Origin of the sequence: Butyricimonas sp., assembly GCF_019423355.1 — a bacterium.
In the GTDB taxonomy this organism is placed as follows: domain Bacteria; phylum Bacteroidota; class Bacteroidia; order Bacteroidales; family Marinifilaceae; genus Butyricimonas; species Butyricimonas faecihominis.
The window spans coordinates 1-17,890 of the sequence record NZ_JAHZBP010000019.1 but is presented as its reverse complement, the minus strand read 5'-3'; the positions used below and the strand labels follow the sequence as shown (position 1 = coordinate 17,890).

16 protein-coding genes are annotated in these 17,890 nt (G+C 43.1%); 2 read left to right on the top strand and 14 right to left on the bottom strand.

Annotated features, from left to right (window positions below; genetic code table 11):
• Positions 1-355 precede the first annotated feature (355 nt).
• The 13 genes from QVC79_RS17690 to sufB all read right to left on the bottom strand — a co-directional run bounded on the left by QVC79_RS17690 (position 356) and on the right by sufB (position 15,253).
• Entirely contained in the window at positions 356-874 is a 519-nt protein-coding gene (locus tag QVC79_RS17690; protein WP_118305798.1) for a hypothetical protein, read from the bottom strand.
• A gap of 10 nt (positions 875-884) precedes the next feature.
• Complete coding sequence (locus tag QVC79_RS17685; RefSeq protein WP_270595673.1) at positions 885-1,541, bottom strand: hypothetical protein; 657 nt, start codon at positions 1,539-1,541, stop codon at positions 885-887.
• A 2-nt stretch (positions 1,542-1,543) separates the two neighbouring features.
• Positions 1,544-3,070: a RagB/SusD family nutrient uptake outer membrane protein gene (locus QVC79_RS17680; RefSeq protein WP_087421666.1), complete on the bottom strand. Its 1,527-nt coding sequence runs from the start codon at positions 3,068-3,070 to the stop codon at positions 1,544-1,546.
• 3 nt (positions 3,071-3,073) lie between these two features.
• The gene (locus tag QVC79_RS17675) at positions 3,074-6,610 is read right to left on the bottom strand and encodes a SusC/RagA family TonB-linked outer membrane protein (RefSeq protein WP_270595674.1); all 3,537 of its coding nucleotides are present in this window, start codon (positions 6,608-6,610) and stop codon (positions 3,074-3,076) included.
• 102 nt (positions 6,611-6,712) lie between these two features.
• On the bottom strand, positions 6,713-7,882 hold the full coding sequence (locus QVC79_RS17670; protein WP_270595675.1) for a FecR family protein: 1,170 nt from the start codon (positions 7,880-7,882) through the stop codon (positions 6,713-6,715).
• Positions 7,883-7,979: 97 nt separating this feature from the next.
• Complete coding sequence (locus QVC79_RS17665; protein ID WP_229783050.1) at positions 7,980-8,561, bottom strand: RNA polymerase sigma factor; 582 nt, start codon at positions 8,559-8,561, stop codon at positions 7,980-7,982.
• A 104-nt stretch (positions 8,562-8,665) separates the two neighbouring features.
• A complete protein-coding gene (gene queG, locus QVC79_RS17660) occupies positions 8,666-9,559 on the bottom strand; it encodes a tRNA epoxyqueuosine(34) reductase QueG (RefSeq protein ID WP_287642527.1) in 894 nt (297 codons plus the stop codon).
• An 8-nt stretch (positions 9,560-9,567) separates the two neighbouring features.
• Positions 9,568-9,882 (bottom strand): metal-sulfur cluster assembly factor, encoded by a 315-nt coding sequence (locus QVC79_RS17655; protein WP_087421662.1) that lies wholly within the window; start codon positions 9,880-9,882, stop codon positions 9,568-9,570.
• Between the two features lie 8 nt (positions 9,883-9,890).
• Entirely contained in the window at positions 9,891-10,307 is a 417-nt protein-coding gene (locus QVC79_RS17650; protein WP_124317144.1) for a SufE family protein, read from the bottom strand.
• A gap of 5 nt (positions 10,308-10,312) precedes the next feature.
• The gene (locus QVC79_RS17645; RefSeq protein WP_270595677.1) at positions 10,313-11,533 is read right to left on the bottom strand and encodes an aminotransferase class V-fold PLP-dependent enzyme; all 1,221 of its coding nucleotides are present in this window, start codon (positions 11,531-11,533) and stop codon (positions 10,313-10,315) included.
• Between the two features lie 3 nt (positions 11,534-11,536).
• On the bottom strand, positions 11,537-12,898 hold the full coding sequence (gene sufD, locus QVC79_RS17640; RefSeq protein ID WP_124317146.1) for a Fe-S cluster assembly protein SufD: 1,362 nt from the start codon (positions 12,896-12,898) through the stop codon (positions 11,537-11,539).
• Between the two features lie 6 nt (positions 12,899-12,904).
• Positions 12,905-13,669, bottom strand: coding sequence for a Fe-S cluster assembly ATPase SufC (sufC, locus tag QVC79_RS17635; RefSeq protein ID WP_151412235.1), 765 nt, complete (start codon positions 13,667-13,669; stop codon positions 12,905-12,907).
• 138 nt (positions 13,670-13,807) lie between these two features.
• Entirely contained in the window at positions 13,808-15,253 is a 1,446-nt protein-coding gene (gene sufB / locus QVC79_RS17630) for a Fe-S cluster assembly protein SufB (RefSeq protein WP_087421657.1), read from the bottom strand.
• Between the two features lie 256 nt (positions 15,254-15,509).
• Between sufB and thiL the strand changes: the two genes are divergently transcribed.
• On the top strand, positions 15,510-16,562 hold the full coding sequence (gene thiL / locus QVC79_RS17625; RefSeq protein WP_124318141.1) for a thiamine-phosphate kinase: 1,053 nt from the start codon (positions 15,510-15,512) through the stop codon (positions 16,560-16,562).
• A gap of 9 nt (positions 16,563-16,571) precedes the next feature.
• The gene (locus QVC79_RS17620) at positions 16,572-17,174 is read left to right on the top strand and encodes a hypothetical protein (protein ID WP_124318140.1); all 603 of its coding nucleotides are present in this window, start codon (positions 16,572-16,574) and stop codon (positions 17,172-17,174) included.
• Between the two features lie 45 nt (positions 17,175-17,219).
• Here the strand turns inward: QVC79_RS17620 and rbp are convergent, their stop codons facing one another.
• Positions 17,220-17,525 (bottom strand): RNA-binding regulator, encoded by a 306-nt coding sequence (rbp, locus tag QVC79_RS17615; protein ID WP_087421891.1) that lies wholly within the window; start codon positions 17,523-17,525, stop codon positions 17,220-17,222.
• Positions 17,526-17,890 lie beyond the last annotated feature (365 nt).

The following is a 17,890-nucleotide window of genomic DNA, read 5'->3' as shown; positions in this document are numbered from 1 at the left end:
GCTTCAAGGACACTCCCGAACGCCTTTGAAACGTCTTTGATTCGAATGTGATACGCCTTTGAACCCTGCCTTCTCCCTCTCTTCAACGGGAAAACTACGGGAAATGGACCCGTACTCTACACTTAAGCTAAGGAAGGTCCGCAGATGGACTGGGGCAAACCCCCAACAACGATAATACTCGAACTCTCCAACTACACCCACCCGTGTTCATGTTATGTACATACTATGAAGATGCTATGTTCTTGTCCTAGCCCAACGGTTAACAAGCGACGAGGGGCCACCAAACAAGAACGGGGCAAAAGAGGTGATTGTATCTTGTAATCACCTCTTTCACTAATATCACCACGCGTACATTCTATTTCACGATAATCGTAAAACAATCATTCACATCCTGAGTATATCCTTCATTCGTAAAAGTCAGAGATATCCGATAACGCCCAACAGGGACATCACTATATACTGGCATAGAAAAAGTTCCGTCACCGCTGACTTTCAACACCTCCCACATTTTTTCCGCATTACCCAATTCCGTGGTAATACTTTTTATACTGACAAAAATAGGTCGAGTACCTTCTACCCCTTCTATCGGTGTACTCGTCCAAGGCCATCCGTACTTATCACGTTTATATTCATCTCCTCCTATTGTCGGATAAATACCATTCTGCACGCAATATTCCGGAGTATATCCATAATTATTTACATACATCTCAAAAGTCGGATTCGGTTCGGGAGGTGTCAGATCCAGCACTTTTTTCACAACCATAGAATCCATAGTATAACCCGCATATTCTGTCTGTAAATAACCGGGAGTAACATCCTGGCAAGCACCCAGCAACATACACACTCCCATCATTAATATCAATATTACTCTCATAATCTTTCATTTAAATTTTTCCAAAATCATAACCATAATTCAAGGCATGAACTACTCCGTTTTTAGGTTGTATATTCGGTGTTGCTAAAGGAATCATTTTCCCGACGGTTACAGAATACAAGAACATCTCTATTGCCCCGGCCTCCGGAATTCCCTTATAAGTATCCCGTTCCAGATAAGCAATGACTTGATTCTCTCCTATGCAAGTAAAAGTTGTTCCTCCATCCTGTTCCTCCGCATATATTGCGTAGTCCATATTCCGAAAGCCGATATCCTCTTTCAAATATTTTCCCACGACAACATGTTTCAATATTAGTTCTCGACACAAATCAACAGGCATTTCCTCTATACTCTCATACCTCTCCTCCGAAACTCCATCATATTTACAATCCATCACATAACGATAAACAGCAAAAGAAGGTGGGGCAAAAAAAGTCATTGCCGGCACGGTATCCACTCTTCCTTCAAATAAATCCGTCAATCCCGCCCGTTCTATCATCTGTACCGTATACCCCCATTGCTCAGAATTTGAACGCAAGTACTCCATAATAGTACCGTCGTAATAAGGAGAAGCAACTCCTCCATCAATGACTTCTTGCTTAGTTGTGCACGCAAAACAAACGATACACATACTCAATCCTATCAATATCTTCTTCATATTCTTCATAACTATTGTCTTTTTAACCAATATAGATTCTGTCGCATCAAGGGATTTTCCTTAAAATCAATACTTTTATTCATCAAGAAAAAAGCCCCATCAATACAATCCTGTTGTGTCACCGTCTGATAACCTCCTTCCAAGAAAGAATGCACGTAATCCAATCCGTTCCGGATAATATCATAATAACGATACCCCTCTACCAGTAATTCTTTTTCACGTTCCCGGAACACCGTCATCTGTAAATCACCATTATCTTCCGAGGATTGATAGAGCGCCGCACCTGCCCGTTTCCGGATCGTGTTCAAATCTTCGATGGCTCCTTCGATTTTATCACCTCCTAAATGTACCCGACATTCCGCTCTCAACAAGTAGATATCAGCCAAACGCCACCAAATACGATTAGAATTGAAAGAAGCAAATTTCTTTTTAGTACCCGTGACCGTAATATTCACACTTCTCTCCTTATAAGGGTAAGCAAAACCACCTGTTATACTCTTATCCATGGCATCCATCCCGTCAAGATCATAGAAATAGGCATATTTTCTAGTATCCGCACCCGGATACATTTTCCGAACTGAAGTCGTGAATATACGTAATGTGAAATCTTGCACAACACCCGGGCCATATTCAGGACGTACGGGATAACCCACATAATCCGTACCCAGCGAATATACCCGTTTTCCAACCTCGTTATAATAATCTTTCATTACCGTTTCATAAACTCCTTCCTTGCTATTACCAACAAGTACCGAAGCACAAACCTCTTCCGGCGTAGCTACCAAGTCATATAAAGGAGATTCTATCACCTTGGTACAAGCTTTTTCAGCCATGTCCCACAATTCTTTCTCATCATAATTCCGATCAACTTCAGCTGCAAAATACTTACCTCCGGCTTTCCAAGCACACAAATGAGCCAGTAAAGCATAGGCCGCACCCTGACAAGGTGTTGATTTTGAAAGCATAGTATTCCCGTTACAATCCGTCAGTTTGTCAAAAGGAGGCAAAATTTCGGCAGCTTTTTCAGCCATCTCTATCGCAAAATCACACACCTTCGGCCAAGGAGTTTTGGCCACGGGTTCCCAGTTAATCCCCCCTTTCTGTAAAATACAGTCACCCCAACGACGTATCAAATCAAAATAAGCTAAAGCTTTAAAGAAGTAAGCCTGCCCTTTATAAAACTGTCTCCGTTCATTCGGCATCTCAACAACATCGACATGCGACAGCACGGTCTCTGCTCCCATAATCACCTGATACCAAGCTTCCCACAAATCAGCCGTCCCGGCTTCCAATTCCAACATCCGGGCACCCCTCCGTGATTCATCCGCCTCATCAGCATAAGCTCCTTTTTCCACTTGCAGCAAAGCATTCCAACATACCATATCCCGTACCCCCGCTCCAACACCGTATACTAATGCTTCAACATCCTTTTCTTTCGTGATATTTCCAAAAGTCAGGCTGTTCTCCGGTTCAACCCGTAACAAGTCCGTACATCCCACAAAGAACGACATACATAATAAAATAACTATCAATTTCATAACTTAAAATTTCAAGGTTAAACCTATTGTAAACTTTCTAGCAAGAGGATAATTTCTCCCGCTATCAATACCGGTTCTAATATCCACGATCTCCGGATCAATGCCTGAATAATTCGAGAAAGTCAGCAAATTTTCTCCACTAACAAAGAGACGCAACTGTTCAATCTTCCAATTCCGGATCAAGGAACGAGGCAAATCATATCCCAAAGTCACGGTTTTCAATTTTAACCAATTCACTTTTTCCACATAACGATCAATCACGCTCGTCTCATTCGGAAAGAACTGCATACGGCTATCGGCCTGCAATTTGGCATAATCCGAATTATCCCCCGGTTGTTCCCAGAAAGTGACATTCCGCACATCCATCAAAACAGGATGCTCCAAACCATTGTAATTAGGAATAATTGAACTTCCGGGAAGAGTATTGTACATATGACGTCCCAGCTGGTAAGCCCATGAGAAATTCAAATCAAATCCTTTCCATTTCAACTCACTAACAATACCACCACTAATTTGAGGTAAAGCACTACCTAAATATACCCGATCGCTACTCCCAATAGAACCGTCACCGTTTACATCCACAAATTTCAAATCTCCGGGTTTGTAGTACTGGATACCTCCCATTGGAGAACTCATGCCAACATTATTGTATACAATAGGCACCTCATCTTGACTGTTAATATATCCCTCCGTCCGATAACCATAAATCCCATTCAAAGCTTTACCGATAATTCCCCTTGAGTTATCTTTACCATTATATGATTTCTCATAACGATTCCAGACTTTTGCACCATTAACCGACACCCGCCATGAAAATTCGGGCTTTCTAAATATATCATATTTAACCAACAATTCGATTCCCTCATTTGAGATGGCAGCTGCATTCTGCCACTGAGAACCGAAACCGTTATGCTCTCCCGGCAAAGAGACCGGGAACAGGAGCTTATCGGTATAACGGTAATAATAATCCAAGGTAATTCCCAAACGATAATCCAGTAAATCCAGATCCAAACCGAAATCATACTGGTCTGTCTCCTCCCAAGTCAAATCTTGATTATACGCTCCTAAAGACCACGAGGGTTCTAATGTACTATTCCCTTCAAAAGGAGCACCATTTTGCATAATTCCCAATGCGAGATAAGCCGATTCAAAATGTTTCCCAGAACGTCCCCAGCTAGCCCGGATTTTACCAAAATTCAACCATTCTAAATTTTCCCGGATAAAACTCTCTTCGGAAAAAGTCCATGCCGCAGCAACGGAAGGGAAAGTTCCCCATTTCTTATGTTCCCCGAAAGTCGAACTTCCATCCCGCCGGATACTGGCTGAGAACAGATATTTCTTTTTATAGTTGTACTCCAAACGAGCAAAATAAGAAATCAGGACCTGTTCCGTCATATCCGAAAGGTAGTGCTGCAAAGCTATTTTACGGCTAAGCGTAGGTGTCAGTTGTTCATCCCCTAAATCCGGGAATCCCGGACGCACGTAATAAATCTGATCACTAGGAGAATTCTCCCCGCTTCCTCCATTATACTCGGTCTGATCATACTGATAGGACAGACCGGCCACCGCACTTATATTATGATTCTCGTTAATTGTAGTTTTATAATTCAATAAATTTTCATTCAATACCATCAAACTTATCCCGGTTTCACCAACACTCATAGACCGGTTGGTAGACATCAGGTAAGAGGGTGTAAAACCATTACGACGATTTAATGAATAGTCTGCAGCCAAGGAAGTTGATAATTGTAAACCTTTGATAATCTCATAGCCTAACTTGAAATTGGTTCTCAAACGAATTGAACGGTTTTTTTCTTTTACATTTTTCATCTGGTCGACAATATAGTCCCAAACAGCCGAACCTTCCCCCGGATATAGAGAACTAAGATAATAAGGGTCCCCCGGTACAACGCCGATCATCGGTGAACTCTGGAAACTAGAACTGAACGACCCGTATCCCTGTTTCCGATTAGCCAAAGAAGCGTTCAAGCGCAAATCCACGGTCAATTTATCTACTGGAATTATGTTCATACTGGAGTTCAAATCTATTCGATTAAAACCGCTCCCTTTTAATATACCAGATTCATCGTAATAGCCTAATCCCAAACTATAAGCAATTTTTTCCGAACCGCCATAGGACTGGATATTAGCATTCGTCACTTTCCCCTTATGGTAATACATCGGGAAAAAGTTCGTGGCATTATTATAGAAATCGTTCAAACTATCCTGGAAAAAAAGCCCATTTGAAGTAGAAGTAACCGGATGCATCAAAGCATCCATCGTTCCTCCGGGATGCAAGTAATTCTCCTCCCAAGTTTCAGGGTATTTATAACGCAAAGTTTCCATATCCAAATAAGCTATCAACTCTTTTCTCAATGCCTTTAAACGAAAATCTCTTTCATAACGACCCACCATGATCGTCGGCAATTCCGGCAACACGCTCCAACTCTGTGAAACATTTACCGATAAAGAACTTTTTTGGTTTTGACGTCCCTTTTTCGTTGTCACGATAATCACCCCGTTGGCAGCCCTAGAGCCGTATATGGCTGCAGAAGAAGCATCTTTCAAAACTTCAATGGATTCGATCATATCGGGATTAATGTCTGACAACAAATTCGTTCCCGTGATCGGAGAAGTAAACGAGTTCAATGGAACACCATCGACAACCCATAATGGATTAGAAAAACGTCTCTCCAACTCTATGTCCAAAGAGTTGTATCCCCGAATGGTTATCGCAGCTCCACCACCTCCCGGGGCCCCGGAAATATTCGTAATATCCATCCCGGCAACCCTTCCTTGCAATAAAGTTGCAATATTCGGGGAGGGGATTCCTTCTAAATCTTCTCCCTTTACCGTGGATATTGCTCCTGTCATTTCACGACGGGTTGTCGTTCCGTAGGCTACCACAACCGCTTCATCCAACGCTTGAATATCTTCCTCCATAATAACCCGTAGGGTATCGGATTGAGCATTAAAAGTTACTATTTTCTTTTTAAAACCCACGAAAGAAAATTCCAACGTCCCACTCGTTACAGGCAGATCCATGGCGAACCATCCCCTTGTATCCGTAGCTGTCCCCAAAGATACACCTGCAACCTTCACCGTCACTCCGGGAATGGGATCTCTCTGTGTATCATACACGAATCCTTTTACCCGCAATGATTTTTTTTCATTCTCCTCTTTTTGCACCAACATCACCACGTCCTTATCAAACAAAAAGGTAAATGGGGTTTCAGCCAACGCATCACGTAAAACATCTTTAACTTTCTTCTTTTCCGCATGAATGTCCAACTTGTCCATTTTCTCTAGTTGGTTCGTGTTATAAATAAACCGTAACCCCGTCTGTTTATGAATTTCATCAAATAACTGATAAAAACTCACGTTTTTCAAGTTCAAGCTAATCACCTGATCTTGTGCTACACTATTTGCAAATGCGGTAAATTGCAAAAAAAACATAAAAATAACACACAACCTCATGATCATCCAATTTTTTTTATGTGACTCATCCAAGATGTGCCACATGATTCTCTTTTTTTTCATACATTTGTAATTGAACTAAAATTAATACTGGACAGGTTCAGGCTCAATTGAACCTATCTATTGTTTAATTGTAAGTGATGAAGAGGCTCATTTCTTCGTCACTTATTTTTTACTTATGACAACTGTTCGTCCATTCAGAGCAAACCGGGCATTTGAGGTTTTCTCCAAAAAGAAAAACAAATCCCTAATATCAGCATACCGTCTCATGTTACAATCAAACCGCAAATCCTTCAGACTTTCATCTTGAAAAAACACGGTTACATCATACCAACGAGCCATTTTTTCCATGATAGACTCTAACCGCTCGTTGACAAACACAATATTTTGATTTTTCCATGCGATATAAGGATATATATCCACCTGATGTATTTCACTCAGCCCCGTCCGGGAATCCGAAACAGCTAACTCGTTGGGTGCCATCATTCGCTCCGGAGTACTTACATTCGCCTTAAACCCTATTGATCCGTTCACAAGAACAGTCTCAATATTTTGTAAATCGTAAGCATTCACGTTAAACTCCGTCCCATATACCTTCAACGAAAATTCCCCTGCACGTACGACAAAAGGCTTATCATTTTTCTTCGTGACACTGAAATAAGCATTTCCTTTCAATTTCACCTCTCTGAAATCTCCAGAAAAAAATACCGGATACTCTAATTCTGAATCCGCATCCAACCACACTTTCGTACCTTCACTTAATGTCACAAAATATTCACCTCCCCGCGGAACGACAATTTTGTTGTAGATCGGCTTTTCAGCTCTCTTTGTAGATAAAGAATCATATTGTACTCCCATGACACTGTCGATTTTCAACACGGAACCGTCTTGCTCCTGAATCTTTTGCGTCGATTTTGTTAACTGAATTTGTTCACCCGTGGACAGAACTAATATTGCCTTTGATTGAATTGGCTTTATTTCCGACGTAACAAGTTTTTCAGAAACGATCTGTTTATCCTCTCGAATAAAAAAGAATAATGTCACAATCAATAACACCGCTATTGAAGCTGCCACTCCGTAATAAGGCGTCAGATTCCTTTTCTTTTTCAAAGAAGAGAATATTATCTTTTTTGCCTGTTCTTCCCGTATATGTACATTTTCTTGTACCCACCGGATTCGTAAATAATCCTTCATCAAAGATTCGTAAGCATTCTGATTCTCTTGACTCGCCTCCAACCATACACGCACATTTTCCTCTTCCCGCTCGTCTAATTCACCACTCAGAAAAGCAATTAACCAATCCTCTGTTTCGTGATCCAATTTCGTTTTTTCCATAGATTTGATCCTTTTTCATCTTATGTACAAAAAAGAGGATGAAAAAGTCTAGTGATTTTTGAAGAAAAATCATCAATTATCCCAAAAACATTATTTTTTAACAATACCGGCAATAAACGAGTAAAAAATCAAGAAATCCTTCACGCCCCATCCGCTCCCGTAGTTTCCGTATAGATGTTCCTAACAAAGTTTTTACCGTAGAAACCGAAATATTGTAACGATCTGCCACTTCTTGATATTTCATTCCCTCAACAAAAACGCCATTCAAAATTTCCCGACTACGATTCGGAAGAAGAGCAACTTCATCCATCACTTTAGCGATCAACTGGTCCTTCGAATCATCATATTCCTCAAACATACAATCGACACGTTCCACACGCACAAAACACGTGAATATATCACGTTTCGTCAAGCGATTATAGCAACGATTTCGAACCAACACCCGCAAAAAAGAAGAAAGTGTTTCCGGCTTTAATTCTCGATGAATCTCTTGATTCCACAGAGCAATAAAAAATTCCTGCACAACGTCCTCTGCTACCCCGAGATCATTCAAAAAAGTATTAGCCCATGAAACCAGAGATTTATAATAAGCTTCAAATAAAAGCTCCATCCCTCGTTGATCACGAGCATTTAACAAATCACAAATTTCTTGATCTTTCACCGACCGCTGTCTCATCATAACAGATTGAATCCATTTTGATACAAAAATAGAATTTTTATCCGGTGAATCTAAAATCAAGGGGAATTTTAGCAAGAAAAAAACAATGTATGAATGATCCGAAATTACAAGTTGTGTTTTATCCGTTCCAAACCGGGCCTCTGGAGCGGGGATTCCTTAAAGCGGACTTGAAATACCTCCTCATCAAGTGCCAACCACTCATCCCGGCTCATCCGCATCAACCATTCATTCGGGGAAAATTCCTCTACATGATGCAGTACAGCTTTCCGATTCCACGGACAGACCTCCTGACAGGTGTCACACCCGAAAAAGCGATCTCCCATCTTTTTCTTTATTTCTGACGGGATGTCATCTTTTCTCTCGATCGAGTTATAAGAAATACAAAGGTTGGCATTCACTTCATGCGAGGAAAGGGCTCCCGTGGGACAAGTCTCCACGCATCGGTTACACTGACCACAGAAATTCCGTTCTTCGGGTAGAGAATACCTTGAAGGTTCAAAATCCGATATAATAACACCAATAAAACAATAGGACCCCAAACGAGGATGAATCAACAAAGAGTTCCGTCCAATCCATCCCAACCCGGCCCGTCGGGCCCACTCGTGTTCAAACACCGGAGCGGAATCCACGAATGCCCGGCCCGTAATCTTTCGTCCGGTCACTTCTTCCAGACAAGTATGCAATTTAAATAACCGGTCTTTCACCACCCGGTGATAATCTTTCCCGTATGCGTAGCGGGCAACTACCGGAATGCCTTCCGATTGGAGTTTCGGAGTATAATAATTAGTCAGAGTTACAATCACCGAGCAGGCCCCTTCAACAAGTAAAGCGGGATTCTCCCGCTTTTCTATATTATTCGCCATGTAATTCATTCCCGCATGAAATCCTTGTCCGATCCATCGCTCCAACCGCTCCCTCTCCCGGGATAAAACATCCACCGGAACAACACCACAGGCATCAAACCCGCACTCTCTGGCTTTTTTCAACAATGACTCCATTTATGAACTTAAATATCAAAACCCAATTCCAACCGGGCCGTTTCGCTCATTCTTTCCGGAGTCCACATCGGTTCGAAAGTCAGGTTTACCGTGGCTTCATCAATTCCGTCGATCGTCAACACGACATCATGCACCTCCTGCACGATCTGGTCGGCAATCGGACATCCCGGAGCAGTAAGGGTCATGGTAACAATCACCTCGTTTTGTTTCGGGAATTCAATATTATAAACGAGTCCCAACTCCCATATATTCACCGGAACTTCCGGATCATAAACGGTAGACAATTTCTCGATCACTAAATCTTCCATTAAACTTTTTCCCATATCTCTCGTTATTTTCCCTCGTATGCCAAGGCGTAATACTTTATTTGTTTCACCATCGACAACAACCCGTTAGAACGTGTCGGTGACAGGTGTTGAGTTAAACCGATCTTGTCGATAAAATCCAGATTAGCATTCACGATGTCGTGAGGCGTCTGACCGGAGAATACCCGGATCAATAACCCGGCAATACCTTTCGTGATAATGGCATCACTATCCGCTTCAAAATACAACTTATCATCCCGCAATTCGGCATGAAACCACACCCTAGACTGACATCCTTTAATCAAATTGTCATCTGTCTTGTGCGTTTCGTCCATCGCGTTCAAGCCATTACCTATTTCTATCAGATAAGCATATTTATCCATCCAATCATCATACATGGAAAACTCATCCACGATTTGATTCTGAATCTCTTCTATCGTCATTACTCTTATAATTTGAAAATCTTTTCTATCTTTCTTAACCCTTCACAGAAAACATCAATTTCTTCCCGGGTGTTATACATGGCTATGGAAGCGCGAGCCATTCCCTGTACCCCGTAATGTTGCATCACGGGTTCCGCGCACAATTGTCCCGTACGTATGGCAATCCCCATCTTATCCAGCAAAGTACCCAAATCGAAAGGATGTATGCCCTCGATTCCAAACGAGATCACGGAAGACTTATTCGCGGCATCCCCGTATAAGATAATGCCCGGAACCTCCCGAACCTGTTTCATGGCATAATCCATCAGACCATGTTCATATTCGGCAATCTCTTGCAAACCGATACTTTTCACGTACTCCAAGGCCTCACCTAAACCGACAACCCCGATAAAATCCGGAGTTCCTGCCTCGAATTTAAAAGGCAATTCGTTGTAAGTCGTTTTCTCGAAACGAACTTCCTTGATCATTTCTCCCCCGCCCTGCCAAGGTGGCATCTGTTCCAACAGGCTACGCTTTCCATACAGGACACCAACTCCCGTGGGCCCGTACACCTTATGCCCTGAAAAAGCGAAAAAGTCACAATCCAATGCTCGCACGTCAACCGGGATATGTTGGATAGCCTGAGCCCCGTCAACCAAAGCGTATGCTCCCAAAGCGTGTGCCGCATCAATCATCTCCTTCACGGGATTCACCGTACCCAACACGTTAGAAACATAAGCCACACACACCAATCTTACCCGCTCATTCAAAAGTCCCCGGAACACCTCCATGTCCAGCTCGCCCTTATCTCTAAAAGGAACCACTTTCAACACGGCCTTCTTGCGTTCACATAGCATTTGCCAAGGAACAATATTGGCATGGTGTTCCATTTCCGTCACGATGATCTCGTCACCTTCCCGGATAAAAGTCTCCCCGAAAGTGTAAGCCACGAGATTGATACTCTCGGTCGTTCCCCGGGTAAATATCACCTCGTCCGTGGACTCCGCGTTGATGAACTCTCTCACGGTTTCCCGGGCTTGTTCATTGGCATCCGTACATTTATTACTCAGATAATGCACTCCCCGATGCACGTTGGAATTGTAACGTAAATAATATTCCGTCATCTTTTCCACCACCCGCAAAGGTCGCTGGGTTGTAGCCCCGTTATCAAGGTAAACCAACGGTTTGCCATAAATCTTTTCCTCCAGTATCGGGAAATCCTTTCTAATCCGATTGACGTCAAACATAATTTATTTCTTACAATGCATCACGCAATTGTGACACTTGGTTAATTCTCCTCTTAATCGTTTATCCACCAAACTATCGATCTCTTCCCGGAGCGGTTCAAGTTTTACCCGTCCGACAATCTCATGTGCAAAACCGAACATCATCATCATTCGAGCCTCGGCCTCCCCGATCCCGCGGGAACGAAGATAGAACATGGCCTCCTCGTCGATCTGTCCGACCGTGGCCCCGTGACTACACTTCACGTCATCGGCATCAATCACCAACTGGGGTTTCGTGTTCACTTGAGCTGTATCCGTCAACAACAAGTTATTGTTCGCTTGATAAGCCTCCGTTTTTTGAGCATCGGGACGCACGACAATCCGTCCGGCAAAATTAGCCAGTGCCGCATCGTCCAACACGCCTTTGAAATGTTGATTACTTGTACAATGAGGTGCAATATGGTCGATAAAGGTGAAGTTGTCCACCTGTTGTTTTTTATCCGACAAATACATCCCGTAAAGATTACTCTCGCATCCTTCTTCCGTCAAAGCGGCAAAAAGATTGTTACGAATGAACCCGCCATATAGGGTAATCACGTTTGCATCATACCGAGAATTGCGTTTCTGGGAAACGAACACGCTGTTTATCTGGGAAGCCTCGATATGTTGATTCTGAACATGGTAGTATTCAAAAGCCGCATTCTCCCCGACAACCACTTCCGTGGTATTATTCGATAAAAAGCGATCATCGGAAAGCGTGTGGTCGCAAACCAAAATAGTCGCCTTAGCATCACGTCCCAAGATAACCATGTTCCTCTGGAACGACATCAAGTCCGCATTCGCCCGCATCAGGTTCACAATCTGCAACGGACGCTCCATCACTACCCGATCCGGAACATACACGAATACCCCGTCTTGGGCAAATGCCGTGTTCAGTGCCACTAATCCATCCGCATCTGCCGGTTTCGTGTACTGATTATAATGTCTTTCAAATAACTCTTTATACTTCACGCTGGCCTCTGCCATACTGCAAATCACCACGCCTTCGGGAATTTCCGGTACAACATTCTCCTGCACGAACCAACCGTTGATCGTCAAAATCAGATTGGTGTCCAAATTCGGCACGTGACACTTGAATATCTCGCCCACTTCAACCTCTTGCTTGATATATTTCAGTACCACCCTATAATCCCGATCAAACACCGGTAAGGTATCCGCATAAAGATAGTCCTCCGTTTTATAGGGGATTCCTCCCAAGGCCTCGAAACGTTGAAACGCCTCCTCCCGGTGTCGGTTCATCACGTCACCGCATCCTTCCTGCAGTAACCGTTGTCCCTCCCGAAACAGAGTCGCGAAATCATTATTTATCTTTTCTAATCTTTCCATCTTCCATTACTTACCGGACGCAACTTCCTGTTTAATCCAATCATAACCATACTTCTCTAACTCCAAGACCAACTCTTTTCCAGCCGTCTTCACGATACGGCCGTCATACAACACGTGTACGACATCCGGCACGATGTAATCCAACAAACGCTGGTAGTGAGTAATCACGATAGTAGAGTTATCCGGTCGTTTCAACTTGTTCACCCCGCTAGCAACAATACGTAATGCGTCAATGTCCAAACCGGAATCCGTTTCGTCCAGAATAGCCAATTTCGGTTCCAACACCGCCATCTGGAATATTTCGTTCTTTTTCTTCTCCCCGCCGGAAAAACCTTCATTCAGAGAACGGTTCAACAAACGACTGTCAATGTTCACCATCTCCATTTTCTCCCGGATCATTTTCAGAAACTCGCTTGCCGGATAAGGGGGTAATCCCTTGTATTTGCGTTGCTCGTTTACAGCGGTCTTCAAGAAATTAACAGTACTTACACCCGGAATCTCTACCGGATACTGGAAACTTAGGAATATCCCTTCCCTTGCCCGGTCTTCTGCCGGAAGTTCCAACAGATTCTTCCCGTTAAACCAAACTTCCCCTTCCGTCACCTCGAAACACTCCCGTCCCGTAAGCACGGCCGACAAAGTACTCTTCCCTGCCCCGTTCGGTCCCATAATCGCATGAACCTCCCCGGCATTCACCTCCAAATCAATCCCTTTCAATATTTCTTTCCCGTCTATCGCGGCATGTAAGTTTTTTATCTTTAATAAACCCATTTTATTTTAGATTTTAAATTTAGATTTCAGATTCCAATCCCTCGAACCGCCTCCATTCCAAAATCATAAATCGTAATTCATAAATCTATAAACTTTTAGCTCTTAGCTTTTAACTTTTAGTTTTTAGCTTTTAGTTTCCTATCCCACGCTTCCCGCCAAACTGATTTGCAACAGCTTTTGTGCCTCGACGGCAAATTCCATCGGCATTTTATTGATCACATCTCCGGCATATCCTTTGATGATCAAACCAATGGCATCTTCTGTTGAAATTCCTCGCTGATTACAATAGAATATCTGGTCTTCCCCAATCTTGGAGGTTGTTGCCTCGTGTTCCACCTGAGCCGTGGGATTCGCCACTTCCAAATAAGGGAACGTGTGAGCCCCGCATTTATCTCCCAATAACAAAGAGTCACATTGTGAGAAATTCCGAGCATTCTTACAGTTTTTCACCACCTTCACCCGTCCCCGATAAGAATTGGAACTATATCCCGCCGAAATACCTTTCGATACGATCCGGCTACGGGTGTTATTTCCGATATGGATCATCTTGGTTCCCGTGTCTGCCTGTTGGTAATTATTAGTCACGGCCACGGAGTAAAACTCGCTGACAGATCCGTCTCCCTTCAATATCGTACTCGGGTATTTCCATGTAACCGCTGATCCGGTCTCCACCTGTGCCCAGATCAATTTGGCATTCTCCCCTTTACAGATACCCCGTTTCGTCACGAAATTATAGATACCACCTTTCCCGTTCTTATCTCCCGGGTACCAGTTTTGCACGGTACTGTATTTCACTTCTGCATTCTTCTCCACCACGATCTCCACGATGGCAGCATGTAACTGATTCTCGTCCCGTTGCGGTGCGGTACATCCTTCCAAATAGCTCACGAAACTCTCCTCTTCTGCCACGATCAAAGTACGTTCAAACTGTCCCGTGTTTGCCGCGTTGATCCTGAAATAAGTGGACAACTCCATCGGGCAACGAACCCCTTTCGGGATGTAAACAAACGATCCGTCACTAAACACGGCCGAATTTAACGCGGCAAAAAAATTGTCAGCATAGGGGACAACCGAACCCAGATAACGTTTCACTAAATCCGGGTGATTCTTCACGGCCTCGGAGAACGAGCAAAAGATCACTCCCCGCTCTGCCAGAGTCTCCTTGAACGTGGTCTTCACGGACACGCTATCCATCACAGCATCCACAGCCACCCCGGATAACGCTTTTTGTTCATCCAAAGGAATACCCAATTTGTCAAACGTCGCTTTCAACTCGGGATCGACCTCATCCCACGATTTCTTTACCTCCTGTTTCGGGGCCGCATAGTACACGATGTCCTGATAATCAATCGGAGGAATCTCCAACTTCGCCCACGTGGGCATTTTCATCGTAAGCCAATGACGGTAAGCCTTCAAACGGAATTCCAAGAGCCATTCCGGCTCTTCCTTCTTTTGTGAAATCAAGCGGATCACCGATTCATTCAATCCCTTCCCGATCATCTCGGTTTCCACGTCAGAAACAAAACCGTATTTATACTCGCCCTCAGTTACTTCATTCAATATATCGTCTTGTTCTTTAGCCATAACTTTTATACCCTATTATCTCCAATTTATCAATCTGTGCAAAAGTACAAAAAAATATTACCTATCAATCATCTATCAGGTAGATAATATCTATTACGTGATAAATCCCCGCTATGATTCATTCTCTCTTGCGAAATACCTCATCATAAACTTGTAACCTGCAAACTTGTAACCTGTAACGTGGCGTAGCCACATTATCATTTGCTCGATTCATCAATTTAGCGTATTTTTGTTTTCGATATATAAGAACTGAAACATGAGTGAAAACAAACCATTGACGAAACTATCCACGTTAGGGGAATTCGGCTTGATCCGCCACCTGACACAAGATATAAAATTAAAAAACGAATCTTCATTGAAAGGAGTCGGCGACGATGCGGCCGTACTCGATTACAAGGACAAAAAAGTGCTGGTCAGCACGGATATGCTGATCGAAGGAGTACATTTCGATCTGGCCTATGCCCCGTTGAAACATCTAGGGTACAAGGCTGTAGCGACAAACGCCAGCGACATATACGCCATGAACGGAACTCCCCGGCAGATCACGGTTTCCCTTGCTGTTTCCAATCGTTTCTCCTTGGAAGCGGTCGATGAATTGTACGAGGGAATTTATCTTGCCTGCGACCACTACGGGATTGATCTCGTGGGGGGTGACACGACCTCTTCCCAAACGGGAATGTGTATCAGTATCACGGTGATCGGAGAGGCTAACGAGGAAGATATTGTTTATCGCAATACCGCACGGGAAAATGACCTGATTTGTGTCAGTGGGAATCTGGGTGCCGCTTACATGGGACTTCAGTTGTTGGAGAGAGAAAAAGTCGTGTTCAAGGAAAATCCCAACGCCCAACCGGACTTCTCGGGGTATGAATATATCCTCGAACGCCAGCTAAAACCGGAAGCCAGAATGGATATCATCCAATTACTCAAGGAAAAAGGTATTAAGCCGACTGCCATGATGGACGTTTCCGACGGTCTTTCATCCGAGGTATTGCACATCTGTCATGATTCCGGCCTAGGTTGCAACATCTACGAGGAAAAGATTCCAATTGATTACCAGACGTTCAAAATGGCCGAGGAGCTTAACATGAACGCCACGGTATGCGCTCTTTCCGGGGGAGAGGATTATGAACTCTTGTTCACCACACCACTGGATGCCTACGATAAACTGATTACCATGGAAGAGATCAGTATCATCGGACATACTTGTGCCAAAAGCGAAGGTTATAATTTAATCACGAAGGACGGTAATTCATTCGAGCTGAAAGCCCAAGGCTGGGTAAACTTTAACCCGTCCGAAGAAAAATAACAGACCACCATGAACAAACTGGAAAACATTCTTGACGAATCTTTACTACACAGTGCCAGCGGGGACCGGAAGGCCCTCCGTCTGTTATTGAAGAAAGTCATCCCCGATCGTTTTCATTATTACCATGAAAGCCGGGACATCACCCGTCAGGAGGAATACGCCGATTTGTTATACAAGATTCTCCTACTTGAACTAGATGAAGAAGAAGAGGAAAGCATTGAGCTGGCAGAACTTGCTTATCTGGGCATCAGCGAGTGTATCTCGTCAGCCCCGGTACACATCTACGAGTGCCTCAAAAAGCGTATTATCCTAATGCACTATTTCGCGGACTATTTCACGGATAGCCTAATCGAAGTCTTCTTGAAAAAATACCGGGAGAACAACCTGTTGGAAGCCCGAAATCTAGCCTTGGAATCCATCGAACGGATGCAATTGTTCGATATTTTCTTGATAGAACAGAATTTCGATGACCGTATCGACCGGGATGAACAATTGACAGATGTCTGCAACGGCATAGAACTCGCTCCCAACCTCACGGACGAAGAACTGACGGAAGCACAATTAATGCACCAAGTGTTATACGCTTATTTGAAAGCGAAGTACCGAAAATGATACAAAAAAACAGAGAGCTTTTTCAAACTCTCTGTTTTCTCATTCTTAACGATTCGAATTAAATCTTCTTTCTCTTGGGAATCTTTGACCTCTGTCGTCGCCACCTTCTTCTCTGGGTCTAGCCTTTTTCACAACGATTTTTCTTCCTTGGAATTCAGTTTCGTTTAAGGCATTGATCGCGTTGAAACCTTCCGTTTCATCTTCCATCTCAACAAAACCAAAACATTTAGAGTTACCAGTTTCTTTGTCCATAATAACTTTGGCTGAAGAAACAGAACCATGCTCTGAGAAAAGAGCCTGTAAGTCCTCACTTGTGGTCGTGGAACTTAACTTTGCAACAAAAATATTCACAATAAAAATAATTAAAATTAATAATACATATAGAAGGGTACGTAGAGGTATATCTTTGGTTTCAACGATAAACAACTATTTATCTTCTAATGCGACAAATATAAGTAATTTCTTAATAATCAAAAATTAATCACGCATTTTTTCTTTATTTTACACCAGATTTATTCCCTTATCATAGATATTGAATCACAGCCTGTTTTCCTTAACTCGATTCCATATTCATCATTTTTTTTTACATTTTCCTCCACTTTTTCTCCCTAAACGCTTGCGATTTCAAAAATTTTCCCTACTTTTGCACCCGTTAAACAATAACGATGGTGCCATAGCTCAGTTGGTAGAGCAAAGGACTGAAAATCCTTGTGTCC